The sequence below is a fragment of the Streptomyces sp. NPDC127177 genome (genome assembly GCF_042672475.1).
Lineage (GTDB): Bacteria > Actinomycetota > Actinomycetes > Streptomycetales > Streptomycetaceae > Streptomyces.
In genome coordinates this window covers 83604-103282 of sequence record NZ_JBHXUW010000027.1, presented here as the reverse complement: position 1 = coordinate 103282, position 19679 = coordinate 83604, and the positions used below count along the sequence as shown (strand labels likewise).

The 19679-nt window shown below is 70.8% G+C and carries 16 protein-coding genes and 1 tRNA gene; 5 read left to right on the top strand and 12 right to left on the bottom strand.

Annotated features, from left to right (window positions below; all coding sequences use genetic code 11):
• Positions 1–60: 60 nt before the first annotated feature.
• On the bottom strand, positions 61–633 hold the full coding sequence (locus ACFVJX_RS18665; RefSeq protein ID WP_384127690.1) for an acetate uptake transporter: 573 nt from the start codon (positions 631–633) through the stop codon (positions 61–63).
• Between the two features lie 282 nt (positions 634–915).
• On the bottom strand, positions 916–1437 hold the full coding sequence (locus ACFVJX_RS18660; RefSeq protein WP_145763629.1) for a universal stress protein: 522 nt from the start codon (positions 1435–1437) through the stop codon (positions 916–918).
• Positions 1438–2353: 916 nt separating this feature from the next.
• On the opposite strand from ACFVJX_RS18660, the gene ACFVJX_RS18655 reads away from it, so the two are divergent.
• From ACFVJX_RS18655 to ACFVJX_RS18640, 4 genes are all read left to right on the top strand, one after another.
• Positions 2354–3589: a helix-turn-helix domain-containing protein gene (locus ACFVJX_RS18655; RefSeq protein WP_384127687.1), complete on the top strand. Its 1236-nt coding sequence runs from the start codon at positions 2354–2356 to the stop codon at positions 3587–3589.
• 10 nt (positions 3590–3599) lie between these two features.
• Positions 3600–4202, top strand: a complete 603-nt coding sequence (gene orn / locus ACFVJX_RS18650) for an oligoribonuclease (RefSeq protein ID WP_384127685.1) — start codon at positions 3600–3602, stop codon at positions 4200–4202.
• A 126-nt stretch (positions 4203–4328) separates the two neighbouring features.
• Positions 4329–4401, top strand: a tRNA-His gene (locus ACFVJX_RS18645).
• Between the two features lie 315 nt (positions 4402–4716).
• Positions 4717–6267 carry an FMN-binding glutamate synthase family protein gene (locus ACFVJX_RS18640; RefSeq protein ID WP_384127683.1) on the top strand — a complete coding sequence of 517 codons (1551 nt, stop codon included), beginning with the start codon at positions 4717–4719 and terminating at the stop codon, positions 6265–6267.
• A gap of 280 nt (positions 6268–6547) precedes the next feature.
• On the opposite strand, the gene ACFVJX_RS18635 is transcribed toward ACFVJX_RS18640, so the two are convergent.
• From ACFVJX_RS18635 to ACFVJX_RS18600, 8 genes are all read right to left on the bottom strand, one after another.
• Positions 6548–7579, bottom strand: a complete 1032-nt coding sequence (locus ACFVJX_RS18635) for a LacI family DNA-binding transcriptional regulator (protein ID WP_384127681.1) — start codon at positions 7577–7579, stop codon at positions 6548–6550.
• Positions 7580–7872: 293 nt separating this feature from the next.
• The gene (locus tag ACFVJX_RS18630) at positions 7873–9333 is read right to left on the bottom strand and encodes a GH1 family beta-glucosidase (RefSeq protein WP_384127680.1); all 1461 of its coding nucleotides are present in this window, start codon (positions 9331–9333) and stop codon (positions 7873–7875) included.
• A 121-nt stretch (positions 9334–9454) separates the two neighbouring features.
• Complete coding sequence (locus ACFVJX_RS18625; RefSeq protein ID WP_384127678.1) at positions 9455–10375, bottom strand: carbohydrate ABC transporter permease; 921 nt, start codon at positions 10373–10375, stop codon at positions 9455–9457.
• A gap of 15 nt (positions 10376–10390) precedes the next feature.
• Entirely contained in the window at positions 10391–11389 is a 999-nt protein-coding gene (locus tag ACFVJX_RS18620; RefSeq protein WP_384127676.1) for a carbohydrate ABC transporter permease, read from the bottom strand.
• Positions 11390–11597: 208 nt separating this feature from the next.
• Positions 11598–12923, bottom strand: a complete 1326-nt coding sequence (locus ACFVJX_RS18615; protein ID WP_384127674.1) for an ABC transporter substrate-binding protein — start codon at positions 12921–12923, stop codon at positions 11598–11600.
• Between the two features lie 783 nt (positions 12924–13706).
• Complete coding sequence (locus ACFVJX_RS18610) at positions 13707–15188, bottom strand: cellulose binding domain-containing protein (RefSeq protein WP_384127672.1); 1482 nt, start codon at positions 15186–15188, stop codon at positions 13707–13709.
• A gap of 129 nt (positions 15189–15317) precedes the next feature.
• A complete protein-coding gene (locus ACFVJX_RS18605; RefSeq protein ID WP_384127670.1) occupies positions 15318–16763 on the bottom strand; it encodes an ATP-binding protein in 1446 nt (481 codons plus the stop codon).
• Entirely contained in the window at positions 16760–17467 is a 708-nt protein-coding gene (locus tag ACFVJX_RS18600) for a response regulator transcription factor (RefSeq protein WP_384127668.1), read from the bottom strand. Before ACFVJX_RS18600 ends, ACFVJX_RS18605 begins: the two co-directional genes overlap by 4 nt.
• 88 nt (positions 17468–17555) lie before the next feature.
• Here ACFVJX_RS18600 and ACFVJX_RS18595 point away from each other — a divergent pair, with 88 nt between their 5' ends.
• The gene (locus ACFVJX_RS18595; RefSeq protein WP_384127666.1) at positions 17556–18095 is read left to right on the top strand and encodes a hypothetical protein; all 540 of its coding nucleotides are present in this window, start codon (positions 17556–17558) and stop codon (positions 18093–18095) included.
• 58 nt (positions 18096–18153) lie between these two features.
• On the opposite strand, the gene ACFVJX_RS18590 is transcribed toward ACFVJX_RS18595, so the two are convergent.
• Positions 18154–19083, bottom strand: coding sequence for a spermidine synthase (locus tag ACFVJX_RS18590; protein WP_384127664.1), 930 nt, complete (start codon positions 19081–19083; stop codon positions 18154–18156).
• Between the two features lie 98 nt (positions 19084–19181).
• On the bottom strand, positions 19182–19649 hold the full coding sequence (locus ACFVJX_RS18585) for a hypothetical protein (RefSeq protein WP_384127702.1): 468 nt from the start codon (positions 19647–19649) through the stop codon (positions 19182–19184).
• Positions 19650–19679 lie beyond the last annotated feature (30 nt).

Here is a 19679-nt window from a genome sequence, read left to right as displayed (position 1 = left end):
GCCCCGCACCCACGAGTCGTGGGTGCGGGGCCGCTCCGCGTGGTGGCCGCAGACGGGCCGTCAGCCGGTGGCCGCCGCTCCTCGGCCGGCGGCACGCCTCGGCACCGCCGTCGGCCAGTGGGCCACCGCTGCCGTCGCCCCGTACCAGGCGGCGAGGCCGGCCACCGCGGCGAACCAGCCGCCCGCCTTCGCCAGGAAGCCGCTGTCCGCGAACTGCCCGACGCCCAGCAGCAGAAGCGCCACGAACAGCAGACCGTACGTTCCCTGGCCGAGCAGACCGCGCCCGGCGGCCCCGAGCGTCAGGGTGAGCGCGAACAGGGCCCAGAGCAGCAGGAACAGCCCTGCCGCGTGCGCGGAGACCCGGGCATCGGCGCCGGTGCCCCAGGTGAACCAGAAGGCGCCGAGGCCCGCGAAGGCCGTCCCGGTGAAGCCGTCGCCGGCGCGGAACTCCAGGAGTCCGGCGACGAACAGCGCCGTGCCGCCGACATACAGGGCGAGTGAGACGGCGTCGGCCGCCGTCACCCCGTCCACGGCTCCGGTGTGCCCGATCCCGAATGCCAACAGGGTGATCCCCAGGGCGAGATGGCCGAGGGTGGAGGTGCTGGTGTTTCCCGCAGAGACGTCGTTGTCCACGGCGGGCTCCCTTCACATGCAATCGTGCTGTTACCAGTGACTTTTATGTACCCTTCACAAGCGCACAATCCACCTCAGCGGGTCGGCATCTTCTTTCATCCCGCTGTTTTCGTAGGCGAGTTGACGCCACCCGGCCCCGGTCGGCCGGAACGGGACCGCCCGCCCCGGAAGATCCGGAAGCGGGCGGCAGTGCGCCGAAAGCGGGCACCGAGAAGCGGCACGAAAGCGATCAAAGGGGCAGGAGGCGCCCGAAAGGCCTCGAAGGAGCGGGTGGGGGCGGGGCTACGGGATGACGACGACCGGGCGCTGGGCGCGCCGCGCCAGCCGGCCCGCCACCGAGCCGAAGATCCGCCCGACGATGCCCTGCGTGGAACCGACGACGATCGCGTCGGCCGAGTACTCCCGGCCGACCTCCTCCAGCTCGTGGCAGATGTCCCCGCCGCGCTCCACCAGGACCCACGGCACCTCGGTGAGGTAGTCCGCGCAGGCGAGCTCGAGACCGAGGACCTCGGTGCGGTGATCGGGCACATCGACGAAGACGGGGGGCTCGCAGCCCGCCCAGACAGTGGTCGGCAGCCGATTGGCGACATGGACGATGATCAGGCCTGAACCTGATCTTCGGGCCATGCCGATGGCGTACGCGAGGGCCCGCTCACTGGAGGTCGAGCCGTCGAAGCCGACGACGACCCCGTGGCGGAACGCGGGATCGCAGGAGTGACGTGTTTCTTCGGCCGCCTGGGGGCCCGACTCTGGGTCGGCTACCTGCCTGCGGTCCGCGGGTTCGGGGATTTCGTGACCGGCCATCGGTGTCTCGGCGAAGAGAGTCCTCGTGAGGAGAGCGACTTGGGGAACTGCGTCAGTGGGCGGTGTGGCGGTGTCCGGGAATCATCTTCCCAACCCCTTACCCCCAAGGGTACGGCGCCACTCCTCCACTGCCCAGACCCGCGCAAAGCGCATGCGACGTTTCACGGAGCATGCCCGAGACCGCCCCGTATGGCAATGCCGGTTGTGCGGTACACCGACGCGGCACGCACCGCAGAGGAGCCGGACGACCGCGCTCGGTGACCGGGCCCGGCCGGACGGCCGCACCCGACGCCCTCCCGCGGAACCCCGACCGTTCGGTACGACCGCGGCGCCGCCGGCCCGCTCCCGGGAACGACCCCTCAGCCGGACCCGGCACACCCCTCCATCCGGAATCCGCCGCCCCGGATACCCCCGTCACGGTCCGGCGGACGGTCCGCGACCGCCCGCCGGCACCGGCCGCCCGGCCGTCCCACCGGCAGAAGGGGCGCATAGAGGCGACCGCCTCCCTGGGGCGTGCGCCGGTTGAAGGAACGATTTCCGCACACGCAACCGTATGTTTTCAGCCAACTTCATTCCACAGTCGATTCCTTGTCGAAATGGCCGATCAACCCCCTTGCCAGCAGGCAGGAAGAGACCGCGCGGTACGCTTCCACCCAATGGGGACGGGCCATGAACGTGAGGCGCACTTCCCTGCACGACTCACGAGTGAAACGCTTCGTGATCGAATGCTTCCCGCCAGGTTGCCTTGTCGACATAAAGCCGGTTGGTGAACTTGTCACGACGGCACCACGGGACGCAGTAGATTCGATCTTGGGTGTCGAAGGCTGGGGACTCGTGCACGACCGAGGGGACATGTGCAGGTGCGACAGGCCCGTAAGGACCAGGAAGACGCGAACACCGAGGGGGGCTTAGCGTCATGAGCCAGGACTCCGCCACCGCAACGGAGGCTGTACGGAAGCTGAGCGGACGCCGACGCCGAGAGGTCGTGGCCGTACTGCTGTTCAGCGGCGGCCCCATCTTCGAGAGCTCCATCCCGCTCTCCGTGTTCGGTATCGACCGCCAGGACGCGGGAGTTCCGCGCTACCGGCTTCTCGTGTGCAGCGGCGAAGAAGGACCGCTGCGCACCACCGGGGGACTCGAACTCACCGCGCCCTACGGGCTGGAGGCGATCAGCAGGGCCGGCACCGTCGTGGTGCCCGCCTGGCGCTCGATCACCTCACCACCGCCCGTGGAGGCACTGGACGCGCTGCGCCGCGCCCACGAGGAGGGCGCCAGGATCGTCGGCCTGTGCACGGGGGCCTTCGTCCTCGCCGCGGCCGGACTGCTCGACGGGCGCCCGGCGACCACGCACTGGATGTACGCACCGACGCTGGCCAAGCGCTACCCGTCGGTGCACGTCGATCCGCGTGAACTCTTCGTCGACGACGGCGACGTGCTCACCTCCGCGGGCACGGCGGCGGGCATCGACCTCTGCCTGCACATAGTCCGCTCGGACCACGGCACGGAGGCCGCCGGGGCACTCGCCCGCCGGCTCGTCGTGCCGCCCCGGCGCAGTGGCGGCCAGGAGCGCTACCTCGACAGGTCTTTACCGGAGGAGATCGGCTCCGACCCGCTCGCCGAGGTCGTGGCCTGGGCGCTGGAGCATCTGCACGAGCAGTTCGACGTGGAGACGCTGGCCGCGCGCGCCTACATGAGCCGGCGGACCTTCGACCGGAGGTTCCGTTCACTCACCGGCAGCGCACCGCTCCAGTGGCTGATCACCCAGCGGGTGCTGCAGGCGCAGCGGCTGCTGGAGACGTCCGACTACTCGGTCGACGAGGTCGCGGGCCGCTGCGGCTTCCGCTCGCCGGTCGCGCTGCGCGGACACTTCCGACGTCAGCTGGGCTCCTCCCCCGCCGCGTACCGGGCCGCCTACCGGGCCCGTCGTCCGCAGGGCGGTGGTCCGGAGCCGGTGGTCCAGATCGCCGAGCAGGTGGTGCCCGCCCAGGGCGGTCCCGCCAACCGTCGCGCCGCCGCGGCGGCCGCGCCCGCGGGTCCGTCCGCCGCCGCCCCGGCAGCGCTGGAAACGGGCCGCGCCGAGCACGGCAGGCCGGGCTCCGACGCGTACGCGGCAGGGCGCCCGGCCCTGCCGGGGCAGCGGAGCGCCCCGTAGGGTGGGGCGCATGAACGACCGCATGGTGTGGATCGACTGCGAGATGACCGGGCTCTCGTTGACGGAAGACGCACTCATCGAGGTGGCCGCACTGGTCACCGACTCGGAGTTGAACGTGCTCGGCGACGGGGTGGACATCGTGATCCGCCCGCCGGACGCGGCCCTGGAGACCATGCCCGAGGTGGTGCGGCAGATGCACACCGCCTCGGGCCTGCTCGACGAGCTGGCCGGGGGCACCACCCTGGCCGACGCCGAGGAGATGGTCCTCTCCTATGTGCGCGAGCACGTGAAGGAGCCCGGCAAGGCCCCGCTCTGCGGGAACACCGTCGGCACCGACCGCGGTTTCCTGCTGCGGGACATGCCGTCGCTGGAGGGGTACCTCCACTACCGGATCGTCGATGTCTCCTCGATCAAGGAGCTGGCCCGCCGCTGGTTCCCGAGGGCGTACTTCAACAGTCCGGAGAAGAACGGCAACCACCGGGCACTCGCGGACATCCGTGACTCCATCACGGAACTGCGTTACTACCGCGAGGCGGTCTTCGTGCCGCAGCCGGGACCGGACTCCGAGCGCGCCAAGTCGATCGCTGCGCGCCTGTCGCAGCCCTCGGCCTAGCTCCTTGGGAAAGTCGCTGGTCACGGCCCTTTCGGGGGCCGGGGCCGGCGGCAGAACAATGGGGGCGCGAGCACCCTCCCGGACCCTGTACACTTTTTCTCGGCCGGTCGGAAACGCCCGGACATGGTGGGTATAGCTCAGACGGTAGAGCACCTGGTTGTGGTCCAGGATGTCGCGGGTTCGAGTCCCGTTACTCACCCTCAACGAAGAAGGCCTGACCCGTGCGAACGGGTCAGGCCTTCTTCATGTCCCGAGGCGGCGGAGCCGCCTGTGCGCTGTGCGCGGGGACCACACCCCGAGTTCCGCGCCCCCACCCCCGCGACCTGCGACGTCGCGCTGCCCGCCACTCGCTCACGCACCCTGCCGCATCCGTCCGTCCGCGAGACTTCTAGCATCATGTGGCGTTTCGTCGGCGGGCGCCGATCCCTACCCGGACACGTCCGCCGCGCAATGTCACGACATCCGCCGCTCAGCGATGGAGTCGGGTATCGAGCAGTCGACGAGAGGAACGTTCATGCGCGCTCGGAGCATCGGTGCGGCCGCCGCCGCGGCACTGGCCCTGGTGGCTGCCCGCGACCTCGTCCAGAAGAAGCACGCACTGCTCAGAAACTTCCCCGTGATCGGACACGCCCGGTACCTGCTGGAGACGATCGGACCGGAGCTGCGGCAGTACGTCGTGACCTCCAACGAGGAGGAGCGCCCGTTCAGCCGTGACCAGCGCACCTGGATCTACGCGTCGGCGAAGGAGGAGAACAACTACTTCGGGTTCGGGACCGACATGGACGTCGAGCACATACAGGGGCACGCGTACGTGAAGCAGCGGACGTTCGCCGGTGCGCTGCCCGATCTGCACGATCCGCAGAGCCCGCTGCCCTCGGCCAAGGTGCTGGGCGGCCCGCGCGGGCGCGCCAAGGCGTTCCGGCCGGCGAGCGTCGTGAACATCTCGGCGATGAGCTTCGGATCGCTGTCCGGCCCCGCCGTCACCGCGCTCAACAAGGGCGCGGCGCTGGCCGGCGCGATGCAGAACACGGGCGAGGGCGGCCTCTCGCAGTACCACCGCAACGGCGGTGACCTGATCCTCCAGATCGGCACGTCCTACTTCGGCTGCCGCAACGAGGACGGCACCTTCAGCCTCGACAAGCTCAAGGGCGTGATCGAGAGCGCCCCGGTCAAGGCGATAGAGATCAAGCTCTCGCAGGGCGCGAAGCCGGGGCTCGGCGGGCTGCTTCCGGGCGCGAAGGTGACACCCGAGATCGCCGGGATCCGCGGCATCCCGGAGGGCGTGGACTGCGCCTCGCCCTCCCGGCACACCGCGTTCCACGACGTCGAGTCGATGCTCGACTTCGTCGAGCTGCTCGCCACGGAGACCGGTCTGCCGGTCGGGATCAAGAGCGCTGTCGGGGAGATGGGCTTCTGGGAGGAGCTGGCGACTCTGATGGCGCGGGGCGACCGAGGGGTCGACTTCGTGACCATCGACGGCGGCGAGGGCGGCACCGGGGCGGCGCCCCTCATCTTCTCCGACTCGGTGTCGCTGCCGTTCCGGATGGGCTTCTCCCGCGTCTACGGCACGTTCGCCGAACGGGGTCTGACGGACGACATCACGTTCATCGGTTCCGGCAAGCTCGGTCTGCCCGAGAACGCCGTCGTCGCGTTCGCACTGGGTGTCGACATGATCAACGTCGCCCGTGAGGCGATGCTGTCCATCGGCTGCATCCAGGCGCAGAAATGCCATACCGACAAGTGCCCCACCGGCATCGCCACCCAGGACCCGTGGCTGGTGCGCGGCGTCGACGCGCCCTCGAAGGCCACTCGGGCCGCCACCTACCTGCGGACCCTGCGCAAGGAACTGCTGAAGATCTCGGGCGCCGTCGGCGTCGCCCACCCGGCACTCATCACCACCGGCGACATCGAGATCATGAACGGCGATTACGACGCCCGCGTCCTGGCGGGCGTCTACGGCTACAAGGACGGCTGGGGCGAGCTCGGCCCGGAGCTCGCCCAGGAGATCACCGCGCTCCTCACCACGGAGCCGGCGCCTCTCGGTGAGGCCGGTACCGACGTGTGACGAGTCGGCCGGGGCCTGATCTGCGAGGCCGGGCGGTGCGATCGGCCGTGCGGGGTGTTCACGTTCGCGCAGCCGGCCACCCCCTGGGACCGGCGTGGCGCTCAGCGCCTGCGGTGCACGGGCCTTCCCGCGGGGGGAGGCTCACCGCCGGCCTCCCCGGCCGTGGAGGGCGCGCGCGCCCACCACGCCGCGCCTCAGCGGCCGACCCTCATGTGCACGCCGCCGGACTCCCGCGGCAGCACGGTGTCGACGAGCAGGTGCGCTGCCACGCCGCCCGCCCTCATGACGAGTCCCGGACCACCAGTTCGGTCGGCAGCACGATCTGGTGCCGCTCGCCGCTCTCGCCCGCGATCTTCTCGAGGAGCACCCGGGTCATCGTGCGCCCCATCTCCTCGATCGGCTGGCGCACGCTCGTCAGCGCGGGGTCCATGTGCCGGGCCACCGCCGAGTCGTCGAAGCCGATGAGGGCCACGTCGTCCGGGATGCGCCGGCCGGCCTCGCGCAGCACCTGGCGGGCGCCCGCGGCCATCAGGTCGGAGGCGGCGAAGACCGCGTCCACGTCCGGGCGGCGGGCCAGCAGCTCGCGCATGGCCTGTACGCCGCCCTCCTCGGAGAAGTCGGCGCGGGCGATCAGCCGCTCGTCCGCTTCGAGACCGGCCTCGGAGACCGCCTTGCGGTAGCCGTCGAGGCGCCGCTGGGAGGCGTAGACGTCCAGCCGCCCGGTGATGGTGGCGATGGAGCGTCGTCCGCGGGACGCCAGGTGCTCGACCGCGCCGCGGGCGCCCTCGAAGTTGTCCGAGTCGACCGATGGCAGCGGCTCGGTGGCGGACCTGCGGCCGTTCATGACGGCGGGCATGCCCAGCTGCTCCAGCAGGTCGGGCAGCGGGTCGTCGGCGTGTACGGAGACCAGCAGCACGCCGTCCACGCGGTGCGCGGTGAGGTACTGGGCCAGCCTGCGGCGTTCACGGTCGCTGCCGACGAGGGTGAGCAGCAGCTGCATCTCGGTGTCGGCCAGGGCGGCGCCGACCCCGCGGACGATGTCGGAGAAGTACGGCTCCGCGAAGAAGCGGCTCTCCGACTCCGGCACCACGAGCGCGATGGCGTCGGTTCGGTTCCCGGCCAGGGCGCGGGCCGCGCGGTTGGGGACGTAGCCCAGTTCGGCGACGGCGGCCTCCACCGCCTCCCGGGTGTGCGCGCTGACCCTCGGTGAGCCGTTGATGACCCGTGAGGCCGTGCCGCGGCCCACCCCGGCCCGCGCCGCGACTTCCTCCAGCGTGGGCCGGCCCCCGCTCCGTACTCGCGCTGCCGTCATGGCTGCCTCCCGTTCGCGGTCAATTTCTCACAGTCGGATAACCAAACCAAGTCCTGGTGTTGGTTCCCTTGACACTCGACGGGACCGGTCGGCCGCTCCCTCGCTCTCATCGTGGGAGCGCTCCCACTCTACGCGCGTGGTCAAGCGGCTCGCAGCGGCCGGGGCCGGGGGTTCGCACGCTCCGTGCCCGGACATGCCTGGGACCCGGCGCACCGGCCGGGTCCCAGGATGCTGCCGGGTCAGAGGGTCCCGGTCAACCCACGTATGAGCAAAGGCATTTGACCGGGATCACCTCAAGAGGAGCTGGTCGGCGGCAGGGCGTGGCGGCGGATCACGTCGGCGTACCAGTGGGCGCTCGCCTTGGGGATGCGGCGCTGGGAGGCGTAGTCGACGTACACGGTGCCGAAGCGCTTCGAATAGCCGTACGCCCACTCGAAGTTGTCCATCAGCGACCACAGGAAGTAGCCCCGGACGTCCGCGCCGTCGGCCACCGCGCGCTGCACGGCGTCCAGGTGACCGTGCAGGTACGCGATCCGCTCGGGGTCCTCGACCCGGCCCTCGGGCGAGACGTAGTCGTCGAAGGCCGCGCCGTTCTCGGTGACCATCAGCGGCAGGCCGGGGTGGTCGCGCGCGACGTCCATCAGCAGGTTGTAGAGCCCGTCGGGGTCGATCGACCAGTTCATCGCGGTGCGCTCCTTCCCCTCGGCGAGGTGGAAGGCGACGTGCTCGGAGCCGGGCCACGGGGAGAAGTCGCTGGCACCGTGGACATCCTTGCCGGTACCGCCTTCGTCCTTCTCCGGCGTGGAGACCAGCGTCGGCGTGTAGTAGTTGACGCCGAGGACGTCGACCGGGCGCGAGATGGCGGCCAGGTCGCCGTCCTGGACCAGCTTCGACCAGTCCACCAGGTGCGCGGTGTCGGCGAGCAGGTCCTCGGGGTACTCGCCGCGCAGCATCGGGCCGGTGAAGATCCGGTTGCCGACCGCGTCGATCCGGCGGGCGGCGTCCGCGTCGGCCGCGCTCGCGGTCAGCGGGCGGACCTGGTGGAGGTTGAGGGTGACCGAGGTCTGCGCGGCAGCGGGGAGTTGACCGCGCAGAACCTCGATCGCCCGGCCATGGGCGAGGTTGAGGTGGTGGGCCGCCCGCAGGGCCGACGCGGGCTCGGTGCGGCCGGGGGCGTGCACTCCCGATCCGTATCCGAGGAAGGCCGAGCACCACGGCTCGTTGAAGGTGGTCCACGTCGCGACCCGGTCGCCGAGCGCGCCCGCCATGATCGCGGCGTAGTCGGCGAACCGGTCGGTGGTCACCCGCTGGGGCCAGCCCCCGGCGTCCTCCAGCTCCTGGGGCAGGTCCCAGTGGTAGAGGGTGGCGACCGGGGCGATACCGGCTTCGAGCAGCTCGTCGACGAGCCTGCGGTAGAAGTCGAGACCGCGCTCGACCGCCGGGCCGCGCCCGGTGGGCTGCACCCGGGACCAGGAGATGGAGAAGCGGTACGCCTTCAGCCCCAGCCGCTTCATCAGCGCCACGTCGTCGCGGTACAGGTGGTAGTGGTCGGCGGCGATGTCTCCGGTGTCGCCGTTGCGGACCTTGCCCGGCGTACGGCTGAAGGTGTCCCAGATGGAGGGGGTACGGCCGTCTTCGGCCGCGGCACCCTCGACCTGGTAGGCGGCGGTCGCCGCGCCCCAGACGAAGCCTGTCGGAAATCTCGTTGCCTCGGGCGCCTGCTTCGGGGCGATGTCGGGTCGTACAGCAGTCATGCGGGAGCGCTCCCAGGAATGGACGGACAGGGGCAGGAAAGGGTGGGACTCCGGACCCCGTACGGCCCGCGGTCAGGTACGGGCCGTACGGGGTGCCCGGCACAAGGGAGTTGACGTGCGGTCAGCCCTTGACTGCGCCGGACATGATTCCGCCGACGATCCGCTTTCCGAAGATCACGAACACCACGAGCAGCGGCAGCGTGCTGATCAGCGCGCCGGCCATCACGATGCTCTGGTCGGGGGTGTAGGAGGCGCTCAGCTGGCCGAGGGCCACCTGGAGCGTGGGGTTCTGCTGGTTCAGTGCGAGGTAGGGCCAGAAGAAGTCGTTCCACGCCTGGACGAAGGTGAGCATGCCGAGCACCATCATCGCCGGACGGGCCACCGGGAGCACGATGCTCAGCACGATACGGAAGTTGTTCGCCCCGTCGATCTTGGCGGCCTCGATCAGCTCGTACGGGAGCGCCTCGCTCAGGTACTGCCGCATGAAGAACACACCGAACGCGCTGACCAGGGTCGGGAAGATCACCGACTCCAGGCTTCCGCCCCAGCCGAGGTCGGACATCAGCATGAACAGCGGGACGACGCTGAGCTGCGGCGGGATCGTCAGGGTCATGATGACCGCGGTCATCAGGCCGCCACGGCCCCGGAACCGCATCTTGGCGAAGGCGTAGCCGGCCAGGGTGCAGAAGAAGAGCGTCGCCACCGTGATGCAGCTGGAGACGATGACGCTGTTGACGATCGCCTTGCCCAGATGGGCCTGGTTCCAGGCGGCGTCGAGGTTGTGCATCAGCCGGCCGCCCGGCAGGAACGGCGGCGTGGAGGCCAGTACTTCGTCCTGGGTGTGGGACGCGGCCACCAGGGTCCAGTACAGCGGCAGCAGTGAGCCGATACCGACGACGGCGAGCGCGATGTAGGCGAACGGGCCGCCGCTCAGCTGCTTGCCGGCGCCGGGCTTGAAACGACTCGGGCGCTTGGGGCCGCGGTGCACGGTGTGTGCCGGGAGGGCGGTCCCCGGAACTTGGGTGGGGCTGGTGATGGTCATGGATATCGCTCCCGGTCAGACCGCGGATTTGCGTACGAAGCGGCCGAACAGCCAGTTGATCCCGGCGATGATCAGCAGGAGGGCGAGCATCGCCCAGGCGACTGCGGCGGCCGGACCGAGATGCCCGAGGTTCCAGCCGTAGTTGTACAGGTAGACGCTGAGCGTCTCGTACTGATTCTCGTTCCCGCCGGTCGCACCGAGCGTGCCGCCCTCCAGCAGCAGCGGCTCACCGAACAGCTGCATGGAACCGATCGTCGAGATGACGATCGTGAAGAGGATCGTGGGCCGCAGCGAGGGGATGGTCACCTTGCGGAACTGCTGCCAGCGCGAGGCTCCGTCCAGCGAGGCCGCCTCGTACAGATCGGTCGGCACGGCCTGCATCGCCGCCAGGTAGATCAGGGTGTTGTAGCCGGTCCAGCGCCAGATCACGATGACCGAGATGGTGATCTTGGACGTCCAGTGGCCGTTGGCCCAGTTCGTGTGGCCGAGGCCGATGAAGTGCAGCGCCCAGTTCAGCAGGCCGCCGTCGGCCCGGAAGACCAGGGCGAAGACAAGGGCCGCGGAGGCCACCGAGGTGGCGTACGGGGTGAGGATGATCGTCCGCCAGAAGGTGCTGGCGCGGAGCTTGTAGTTCAACAGATGGGCCAGGCCCAGTGCGACGAGCAGCTGCGGGACCGTCGACATGACACCGATCAGGAAGGTGTTGCTGACGGCCGTCCAGAACTCCGCGTCGTGCAGGATCCTGTCGAAGTTCTCCCAGCCGACCCATTCCATCTGGTTCATGCCGGTCATCTCGACCCGGTGCAGGGCGATCCACCCGGTGTAGATCAAGGGGTAGAGCCCGAAGGCACCGAACACGAGGAAGAACGGGGCTATGTAGGCGTACGGCGATGCCTTGTCGTCGAACCGCCAGAGGCGGCTCCGCCACGTCTGCCGGCGGGCGTTCACCGGCTTGTGCTGTGAACCGCGCGGTGGCGGAGCGTATGCGTCCCGGGTGGGAGTCGAGGTGGCCACGAGCGGGAGTCCTTCCCTGGAGTGCTTGAGTTACCCGGGTCCGGGAGCCCGGGCCGAGGGCGCGCGCGGTGGGCTTCCACGGGGCGGCCGGGAGGTACCCGGTCGCCCCGTGCAAGCCCGCCGCCGGACGCGCCCGGCACGGCCCCGCTCCCGCGGAATGGGACACGCAGGTGCGGGCGGCCCGGGGGCCGCCCGCTGCTGCGAACGGTCAGCCGATCACCTTGTCGATGGCCTTGGTCGCGGCGTCCCACGCCTTGTCGGGGTCGGTGCCGCGCTGCTCCATGTTGTTGATCTGGGTGGAGATGCTGTCCTTGATCGCCGCGTCCTTCGGGCCGAGGACGGTCTCCGGGATGGACTTCGCCTCGTCGGCGTAGATCTCGCCGATCGGCGCGTCGTTGAAGTACGGGAGCTTGCCGGTCTTCACGTCGGCCAGGTCGTACGCGCCCTTGTTGGACGGGAAGAGACCGGTCGCCTTGAAGACGGCGGCCTGCTGCTCGGGGGCGGTCAGCCACTTGACGAGCTTGCCGGCCTCGTCGACGTTCTTGCCGGACTTCGGCACACCGAGGAAGGAACCGCCCCAGTTGGACGCGGTGTCACCGGGGGCGGTGGTGATGTCCCACTTGCCCTTGTTGTCGTCACCGGCGGCCAGCGAGATCTGGGCGGCCATCCAGGCGGGACAGACGACGGTGGCCATGGTGCCCTTGCGCAGAGCGGCCTTCCACGGGTCGCCGAACTGGGCGAGGCCCTGGGTCAGCTTCTTGTCCGCGGCCTCGGCGGAGAGCTCCCAGCCCTGCTTGACACTGGGGCTGTCCTTGTAGATCGCCTTGCCGGACTCGTCGTAGTACTGCTTCGCGTTCGAGCTGACGACGGCGTTGAACATCGCGCTCGCGGAGTCCATGAAGTAGGTGCCGGCGGGGGCATTCTTCTTGTACTCCTCACCGAGCCTGAGGTAGTCCTCCCAGCCACCGGAGAACTTGGCCGCGACCTCCTTGCGGTCGGTCGGCAGGCCGGCCTTCTTGAAGAGCTCGGTGTTGTAGCAGAGCGACATCGGGCCGATGTCGGTACCCGCGCCGATCACCTTGCCGTCCGAGGTGGTGGCCTGCTTCTCCTTCCAGGACACCCAGTCGTTGACGTCGATCACCTTGCTGAGGTCGGCGAACTGGTCCGCCTTGGTGTCGACGACCTCCTTGATCCGCCCGACCTCGAGGCCCTGGACGTCGGCCAGCCCACTGCCCGAGTTCAGCTGCTGGAGCAGCTTGGGGTAGTAGTTCTTCTCCTCGGCCGTGGTGTCTTCCTTGACCGTGATGTTCGGGTGCAGCTCGTGGTACTTGGCGAAGAGGCCGGCTTCCTTGTAGCCGAACTGCCCGTAGTCGGCGACGGTCAGCGTGATCTTCCCGTTCGCATCGGAGCTCGTGTCCGATGAGTCCGAGTCGCTGCTGCAGCCGGTCAGCAACAGGGCCGAGGCTGTCAGGCCCGTGGTGACCAGAACCGCGGCTTTGCGGCTTCGGCCGGCGACGGTGCGGGTGATACGCATTCCACTACTCCTTGTTCCAGGGTGGGACTGGCGTTCTGACTGCGTGGCATACGCGCTGGTGGGTGCGGGTGCCAGGTGGTTCAGGGGGGAGGACACGGGCAGTGCCGTTCGCACAAGAAATCCTCATGCAATGTGGGAGCGCTCCCATGCGTCGATGTCGGAAGGTTGCTGCCTGGGAGGGGTGGGTGTCAAGAGTTGAAGACGCTTCCGTTGCGCGAGCGTGTCCTGCAAGTCACGAGACCGTGTCCGGCCAGAGGCTTGCCAAAGCGGGCCGACAGGGGATGCGGAATCCCTCGTTCCCGAATTCCCGCAGGTGACAGGCCTGTTGGTGCAGGATCACGGGGATGGGGCCGGGAAACGGCGGCGATCTCACGGGATTTCCTCCGGCCACCCGAAACACCTGCGGCCACCCCCGCTTCACCCCGGACCGCCCACCGGAAGGTGAACGGGAGAGTGCGCTCCAGGGGGGCCGATCAGTACTCCCGCGTTCTTTCCCCGAAGCCGGAGGTGCGGATCATGCCGGTGCGTTATGCGGCAGGCACGTGCCGAAGGCCGTGCGCGTCACCTTCGGCCACGTCTTGCCCCGACCGGCGGACGGACCCGATGCGCCGGGAACCGGGCACGGCACCGGCACCGGCACCGGCACCGGCACCGGGGGGAACCAAGCCCGCCCACTGCCCAGGACAGCGGCTGCCGAGGACAGCGGCTGAGGGCAAATGGGGGCGCACCCCGGCCGGGCGTGGGGGGATGTGGGGGCCGGCCGGGATGCGCGGGGGGTGGTGGCTACTTGTAGGCGCCGAACGCCTTCGTGAAGGCGAGCGGCTCCTGAGCGATCGAACTGCACGTCGCGTCCGCGGTCGGCTTCGCACCGCCCTCGCACTCCTTGTCCCGCGTGCCCGACCACATCGCCAGCCAGCCGAGCCCCTTCTCCTGGGCGAACTCCACCAGCTGTGTGGCGTCCTCGACCTTGAAGATCTCGGTGCTGACGTCGTTCACACCGATCATCGGGGTGACCGCGACGGCCTTCCACGCGTCCGCGTCGGAGAGCCCGAGCACGCCCTTGATCTGGGCCTGGGTGGCGGTGGCGGCCTGGATCGCGTACTCGCCCATGTCGCCGCTGTACGAGGCGCCGTAGTCCATCGCCATGATGTTGACGGCCCCGACGTCGACGCCGTTCTTCTTCGCGTCGGCGACCAGGTCCACTCCGGGCTGGGTCAGACCCTCGGGCATCACCGGCAGGGTGAAGGAGACGTCCAGCCCGGGGTGCGACTTCTGGAGCTCGGCGATGGCCTGGGAGCGGCGGGAGTTCGCCGCGGTGTCCGGCAGCGCGCCGCCCTCGATGTCGAAGTCGACCTTGGTCAGCTTGTACGTGTCCACGACCTTGCCGTAGGCCGCGGCCAGGTCGTCGGCCGAGGTGCAGTTCAGTGCCAGCTCGGAGCCGGACGCACCGCCGAAGGAGACCCGGACGTCGCCGCCCGCCGCGCGCAGGTCGCCGATCTGGGAGGCGACCTGGTCGTCACCGAGGCCGGTGACACCGCCCCAGAGGGGCGCGCAGCTGCCGCCCGAGGTGATGAAGGCGAGGTTGAACTCCTTGACGCCGGTCTTCGTGGCGGTGCCGGTCAGGTCGAAGGCGGGATAGAGCGAGGTGTCGACGTACGGGGCGAAGCCCGCGCCGCTCGCGGCGGAGCCGCCGTCGTCCGCGTCGGTCGTGGTGGGGGTCGGCGTGGGAGTCGCGGTCCCGGCCGGCGGGGTGGTGGGGGTGGCCGGGCCGGTGGGGGTGGGGGCCGCGGTCTCGGTGGGGCGGCCGCTGGGCTCCGGTGTGGCGCCGGTGTCCACGGAGCAGTTGGCGTCGTCGATGAGGCAGCCGGTGGGGTCGGCCGCCTCGTCGTCGGCGCTGGTGACGAAGCCGATGGTGACGGACTTGCCGGGGGCCAGTTCCTTGTTCCAGGCCGCCGGCCGCACGGTGACGTGGCTGCCGCTGACGGTGTGCTCGCCGTTCCAGAGGGAGCTGAGCTTCGTGCCCGCCGGCAGGTCGAACTCCAGGGTCCAGTCCGACTTGGCCCGGTCCGTGTCGTTGGTGACGACGTACTGCCCGGTGTAGCCGCCCGTCCAGCCGCTGGTCCTGGTGTACGCGGCGCCGACCGCCGATGCCTGGGCCGTGCCGGTGAGGGCGAAGACCGTCCCGCCGATCACGGCCGCGGCGACGACCGCGCCGATCGCCTTGGTCCTGGTGCTCGCCGTGCGCCGGTGCGTGCTGGTGGCCATCGCGTTCCTGCCTCGTCATACGGAAGTGGGGGATGCGACAGCACGCTAGCGGCACCGAATCCGGCAAATGCCGCAGTTGGGGTTCGAGTTGATGTTCTTAGGGTGGGCTTAAGGAGCGCATCGGCCGCCCTAAAGGTTCGGGCCCGCCCCGGAGCGGAATCGGCTCCCGGTGTTGCGGCGGGTCACTCCGCGCCGCTGCCGCCCGACCCGGTGCCCGCGCCCCTTCGGCCGCTGTCCGCCGAGCCCGATCCAGATGCGCACCTCGGTGCCGCCGAGCACCGAGCGCCCGATCCGTACATCGCCCCCGGTGGACTCCGCGACCCGGCGGACGATGTCGAGGCCGAGCCCGGTCGAGCCCACCGCGTCCTTCGCACCGCCGCGGCCGCTGCCGCCACGGGCCAGCGCGGCCGTGGGGTCGGCGATGCCGGCGCCCGCGTCCGAGACCAGCACGATCACCGCGTCGCCGCTGTGGTGCACGTCCACGGCGAAGGCGGTGCCCTCGGGGGTGTGCCGGAAGACGTTTCCGAGCAACGCGTCCAGTGCGGCGGCCAGTTCGGGCCGGGCGACCGGGATGCGTACCGTACGGTCCACCCCCGCCAGGCGCACCTCGCGGCCCTCGTCCTCGGCCAGCGCCGACCAGAAGGCCATGCGTTCACGGATCACCTCGGAGGCGTCGCAGCCGGCCCCGGGACCGCCGCTCGGCCCCTGGGTCTGCGGACGCTGCTCCCTGGCGGTCCGGATGATCGTGTCGACCTCGCGCTCCAACTGCTCGACGGCCGCCCGGGTCTGTTCGGCTGCGGGACCCTCGCCGAGCGAGGCGGCGTTGAGCCGCAGGACGGTGAGCGGGGTGCGCAGCCGGTGCGAGAGGTCGGCTGCCAGTTCCCTTTCGTTGGCGAGGAGCTGGACGACCTGGTCGGCCATGGAGTTGAACGCGACGGCCGCCGAGTGCAGTTCGGTCGGCCCCTCCTCGGGCACCCGGGTGCCGAGCCGCCCCTCGCCCAGGTCGTGCGCCGCCCCGGCGAGGCGTCGGGCGGGCTCCACCATGCGTACGCCGAGCCGGTCGGCCACGGCGACCGAACCGACGATCAGCGCGATGCCGACGCCCGCCAGCATCAGCCAGGCGGTGGCGACGCCGTTGGAGACCTCGCCCTCGGGCACGAACACCTCGACGACGGCGGTTCCTCCGGCGCCGAGCGCGGTGGGCTGGAGCAGCGCGGAGCCGCCGGTGACCTCGGTGATGGAGGCGCGCCCCGACTCCCGTACGGTCTCCAGGTCCTTGCGGGTGGCGCGTCTGCTGCCGATCTCCACGGCCCGGCGGTCCGGCTCGTCGGCTGCGGGGATGTGGACGGCCATCCGGCCGTCGGCCCCGGGTTCGGTGGTGAGCACGGCCTTTTCGAGTTCGGCCCGGTCGGTGGTGATGGAGAGCGTCGGGCCGATCGTCGCCGCCTGCCGTTCGGCGTCGGAGAAGGCGCGGTCGCTCGCCATCTCCTTGATGACGAGGCCGAGGGGTACGGCGAAGGCGACCACGACCATCGCGGTGACGGCCAGGCAGACCTTGACCAGCGCCCATCTCATGCGGGCTGCTCCGGTGCGGCGGGCGGCTGCAGTTTCACGCCGACTCCGCGCAGGGTGTGCAGATAGCGGGGCCGGGCGGCGGTTTCGCCCAGTTTCCGCCGGAGCCAGGAGAGATGGACGTCAATGGTCTGGTCGTCCCCGTACGACTGCTGCCAGACCTCGGCGAGGAGTTCCTTGCGGGGAACGACGACGCCCGGCCGGCCGGCCAGGAAGGTCAGCAGGTCGAACTCGCGCCGGGTGAGGTCGAGGTCCGCTCCGTCGAGCTCGGCCCGGCGCCGCAGCGGGTCTATGGAGAGCCCGCCGACCTGGATGACGCGCGGGGAGGCCGCCCGGCCCTCCGCGGCGCGCGAGCGGCGCAGTACGGCGGCCATCCGCGCGGAGAGGTGTTCCACGGAGAACGGCTTGGTCAGGTAGTCGTCCGCGCCGTCGTTGAGCAGCCGGACGATCTCGCTCTCGTCGTCGCGGGCGGTCGCGATGATGACGGGCACATCGGTGATGCCGCGCAGCATCTTCAGCGCCTCCGACCCGTCGAGATCGGGCAGCCCGAGATCGAGGATGACCACGTCGAACCGGAAGTGGGCGACCTCGCGCAGCGCTTCGAGCGCGGTGCCGACACTCCGTACCGTATGGGAGGCCTCGGTCAGGTGCCGGATGAGGGCGGAACGTACGAACTGGTCGTCCTCGACCACGAGCACACTTGGCATGGGCGGCACCGTACGCCATCCGGCCTTCCGGAGTCCGGCCGGTGGCGGTAGTGGGACAGCGTGGGTGCCCGTGGGGCAGGATGTGCCGATGCAACGAGGAGTCGTACACGCTCTCGCGTGGTCGCTCGCCACCGGCGCGGCGGTCACCCTGTCGTGGTGGGGTGTGCACACCGTGATGGCGGGGACGGCGTACGACCCGCCGCGCGCCCTGCCGATCTCCGCGAGTGCCCGCGCCGCCACGGAAACGCTGTCGTCCTCGACGCACCGCCCGGAACCGTCGCCGTCGCCCAGCAGCACGCCCCGTACCACCCCCAAGCCTTCGGTGAGCCCCTCCCCCGCGCGGTCGCACGCCGCCCCGGCGGCCCCTTCGCGGCCCGCGGCCACGGCCACGACCGCTCCCCCGGGCATGGCGAAGAGCTACTCGACGGACGGTGGCCGGGTGGTCTTCGAACTGGGGGCGGACCGGGCGAAGCTGGTGTCGGCGACGCCCGAGCAGGGGTGGTCGATGCAGGTCTGGTCGAACACCACCTGGATCCGGGTGAACTTCGCCCAGGACGACGGCACGACGGTCTCGGTGTTCTGCACCTGGAACGACCATCCGCCGCAGGTGGACATCATCAACTCCTGAGCCGCTCCGGGCATCGCACCCGTGTCACCGGGCGCTGCGGGCTGCCCCCGGCCGGCCGTCAGTCGAAGGCGGTGGCGGGCGGCGGCGGTGAGGGCCTGGCCCCGGCGTCGTGCACCGGGGCCGCGCCGCCGGTGAAGTCGGCGAGCGCACGCCCGTGTTCGACGCGCCCCGGGTGCGGATCGGTCGCCACCCGGCGGGTCAGCTCCGCGACCTTCGGCGCCACATCGGAGGCGAGCAGTACGGCGTTGCCGAAGCGGCGGCCCCGGAACACGGTGGGGTCCGCGGCGAGGGCCAGCTCGGGGAAGACGGTGGCCGCGGTGGCGATCTGGCCGCGCAGATGGGCCAGCGGGGGGCCGTCGGCGAGGTTGGCCGCGTACGTCCCGCCGGGTTTCAGGACCCGGCGGACCTCGGCGAGGAACTCGGTGCTGGTGAGGTGGGCGGGGGTGCGGGCCCCGCTGAAGACGTCGGCGATGACGAGGTCCGCCCAGCCGTCCTGGATCTTCCCGAGCCCGGCACGGGCGTCGACGGCGCGGACCCTGATCCTCGCCTGCGGGTCGAGCGGCAGCTCCCGGCGCACCAGTTGGACGAGGGCGGCGTCCACCTCGACGATCTGCTGGGTGGATCGGGGGCGGGTCGCGGCGACGTAGCGGGCGAGCGTGAAGGCGCCGCCGCCCAGATGGACGACGTGCAACGGCTGCCCGGCGGGGGCGGCGAGATCGGCGATGTGTCCGATCCGGCGCTGGTACTCGAAGGAGAGGTACGTCGGGTCGTCGAGGTCGACGTGGGACTGCGGGGCACCGTCGATGGTCAGGGTCCAGGCGCGCCTGCGCTCCCGGTCGGGCACCAGCTCGGCCAGGCCGCCGTCCACCGGTTCGGAGACGTTGCCGGGCGCTCCGGGGCCGGAGCCGCGTGCGGCCTTGCGGTCGGCCCTGCGGTCCGTGCGCTGCTTGCGGTCGCCCGCGCCACCGGCCGCTCCTCGACGTGCCACTGCTTCTCGTCCCTGCTCACTGCTCATCGTGTCCGGGACCGGTCGGAACCGGCCGTGGCGGGCTGCTCCGGGGTGCCCGCCGTCCGGCCATTATGAGCTCAGCGGCAGTTGTCGGCCGCCTCGATGAGCCGGGCGGCCTGGTCGAGCGCGGCCCGCAGCACCGCCGGGTCGGTGACCGCGGTGTCGTCGCCGGGCGGCAGCAGCCAGCCGCTGCCGGAGACGGACGGCTCGGCGGGGATGCGCAGCCCACGGCCGTCGGTCTGCGTACAGGCGCTGCCGGGCACGTCCCAGGCCTCCGCGGTGCCGGGCGGCACCAGGAAGCCGAGGACGGCGCAGGGGCCGTCGTGGATGACCGGGCCGACGGCCTCCTGGTCGGCGCCGCGGCGCAGGATGTCCACGGCCTCCAGCCCCTGCCTGGCGGGGACGGTCACCAGGTCGCGGGGTTCGGCGCCGGGGGTCCGGTCCCGGCCGCCGGGGCCTTCGGCGGATGCCATGGGACCGGGCGTGGCCGTCGTCGCGCTCGTCGTCGCGGTGGTCCGCGAGTCGGTCGCCATGTCGAGATGCAACAAGGGACCTCTCCTCTCATCGCCGGGCGG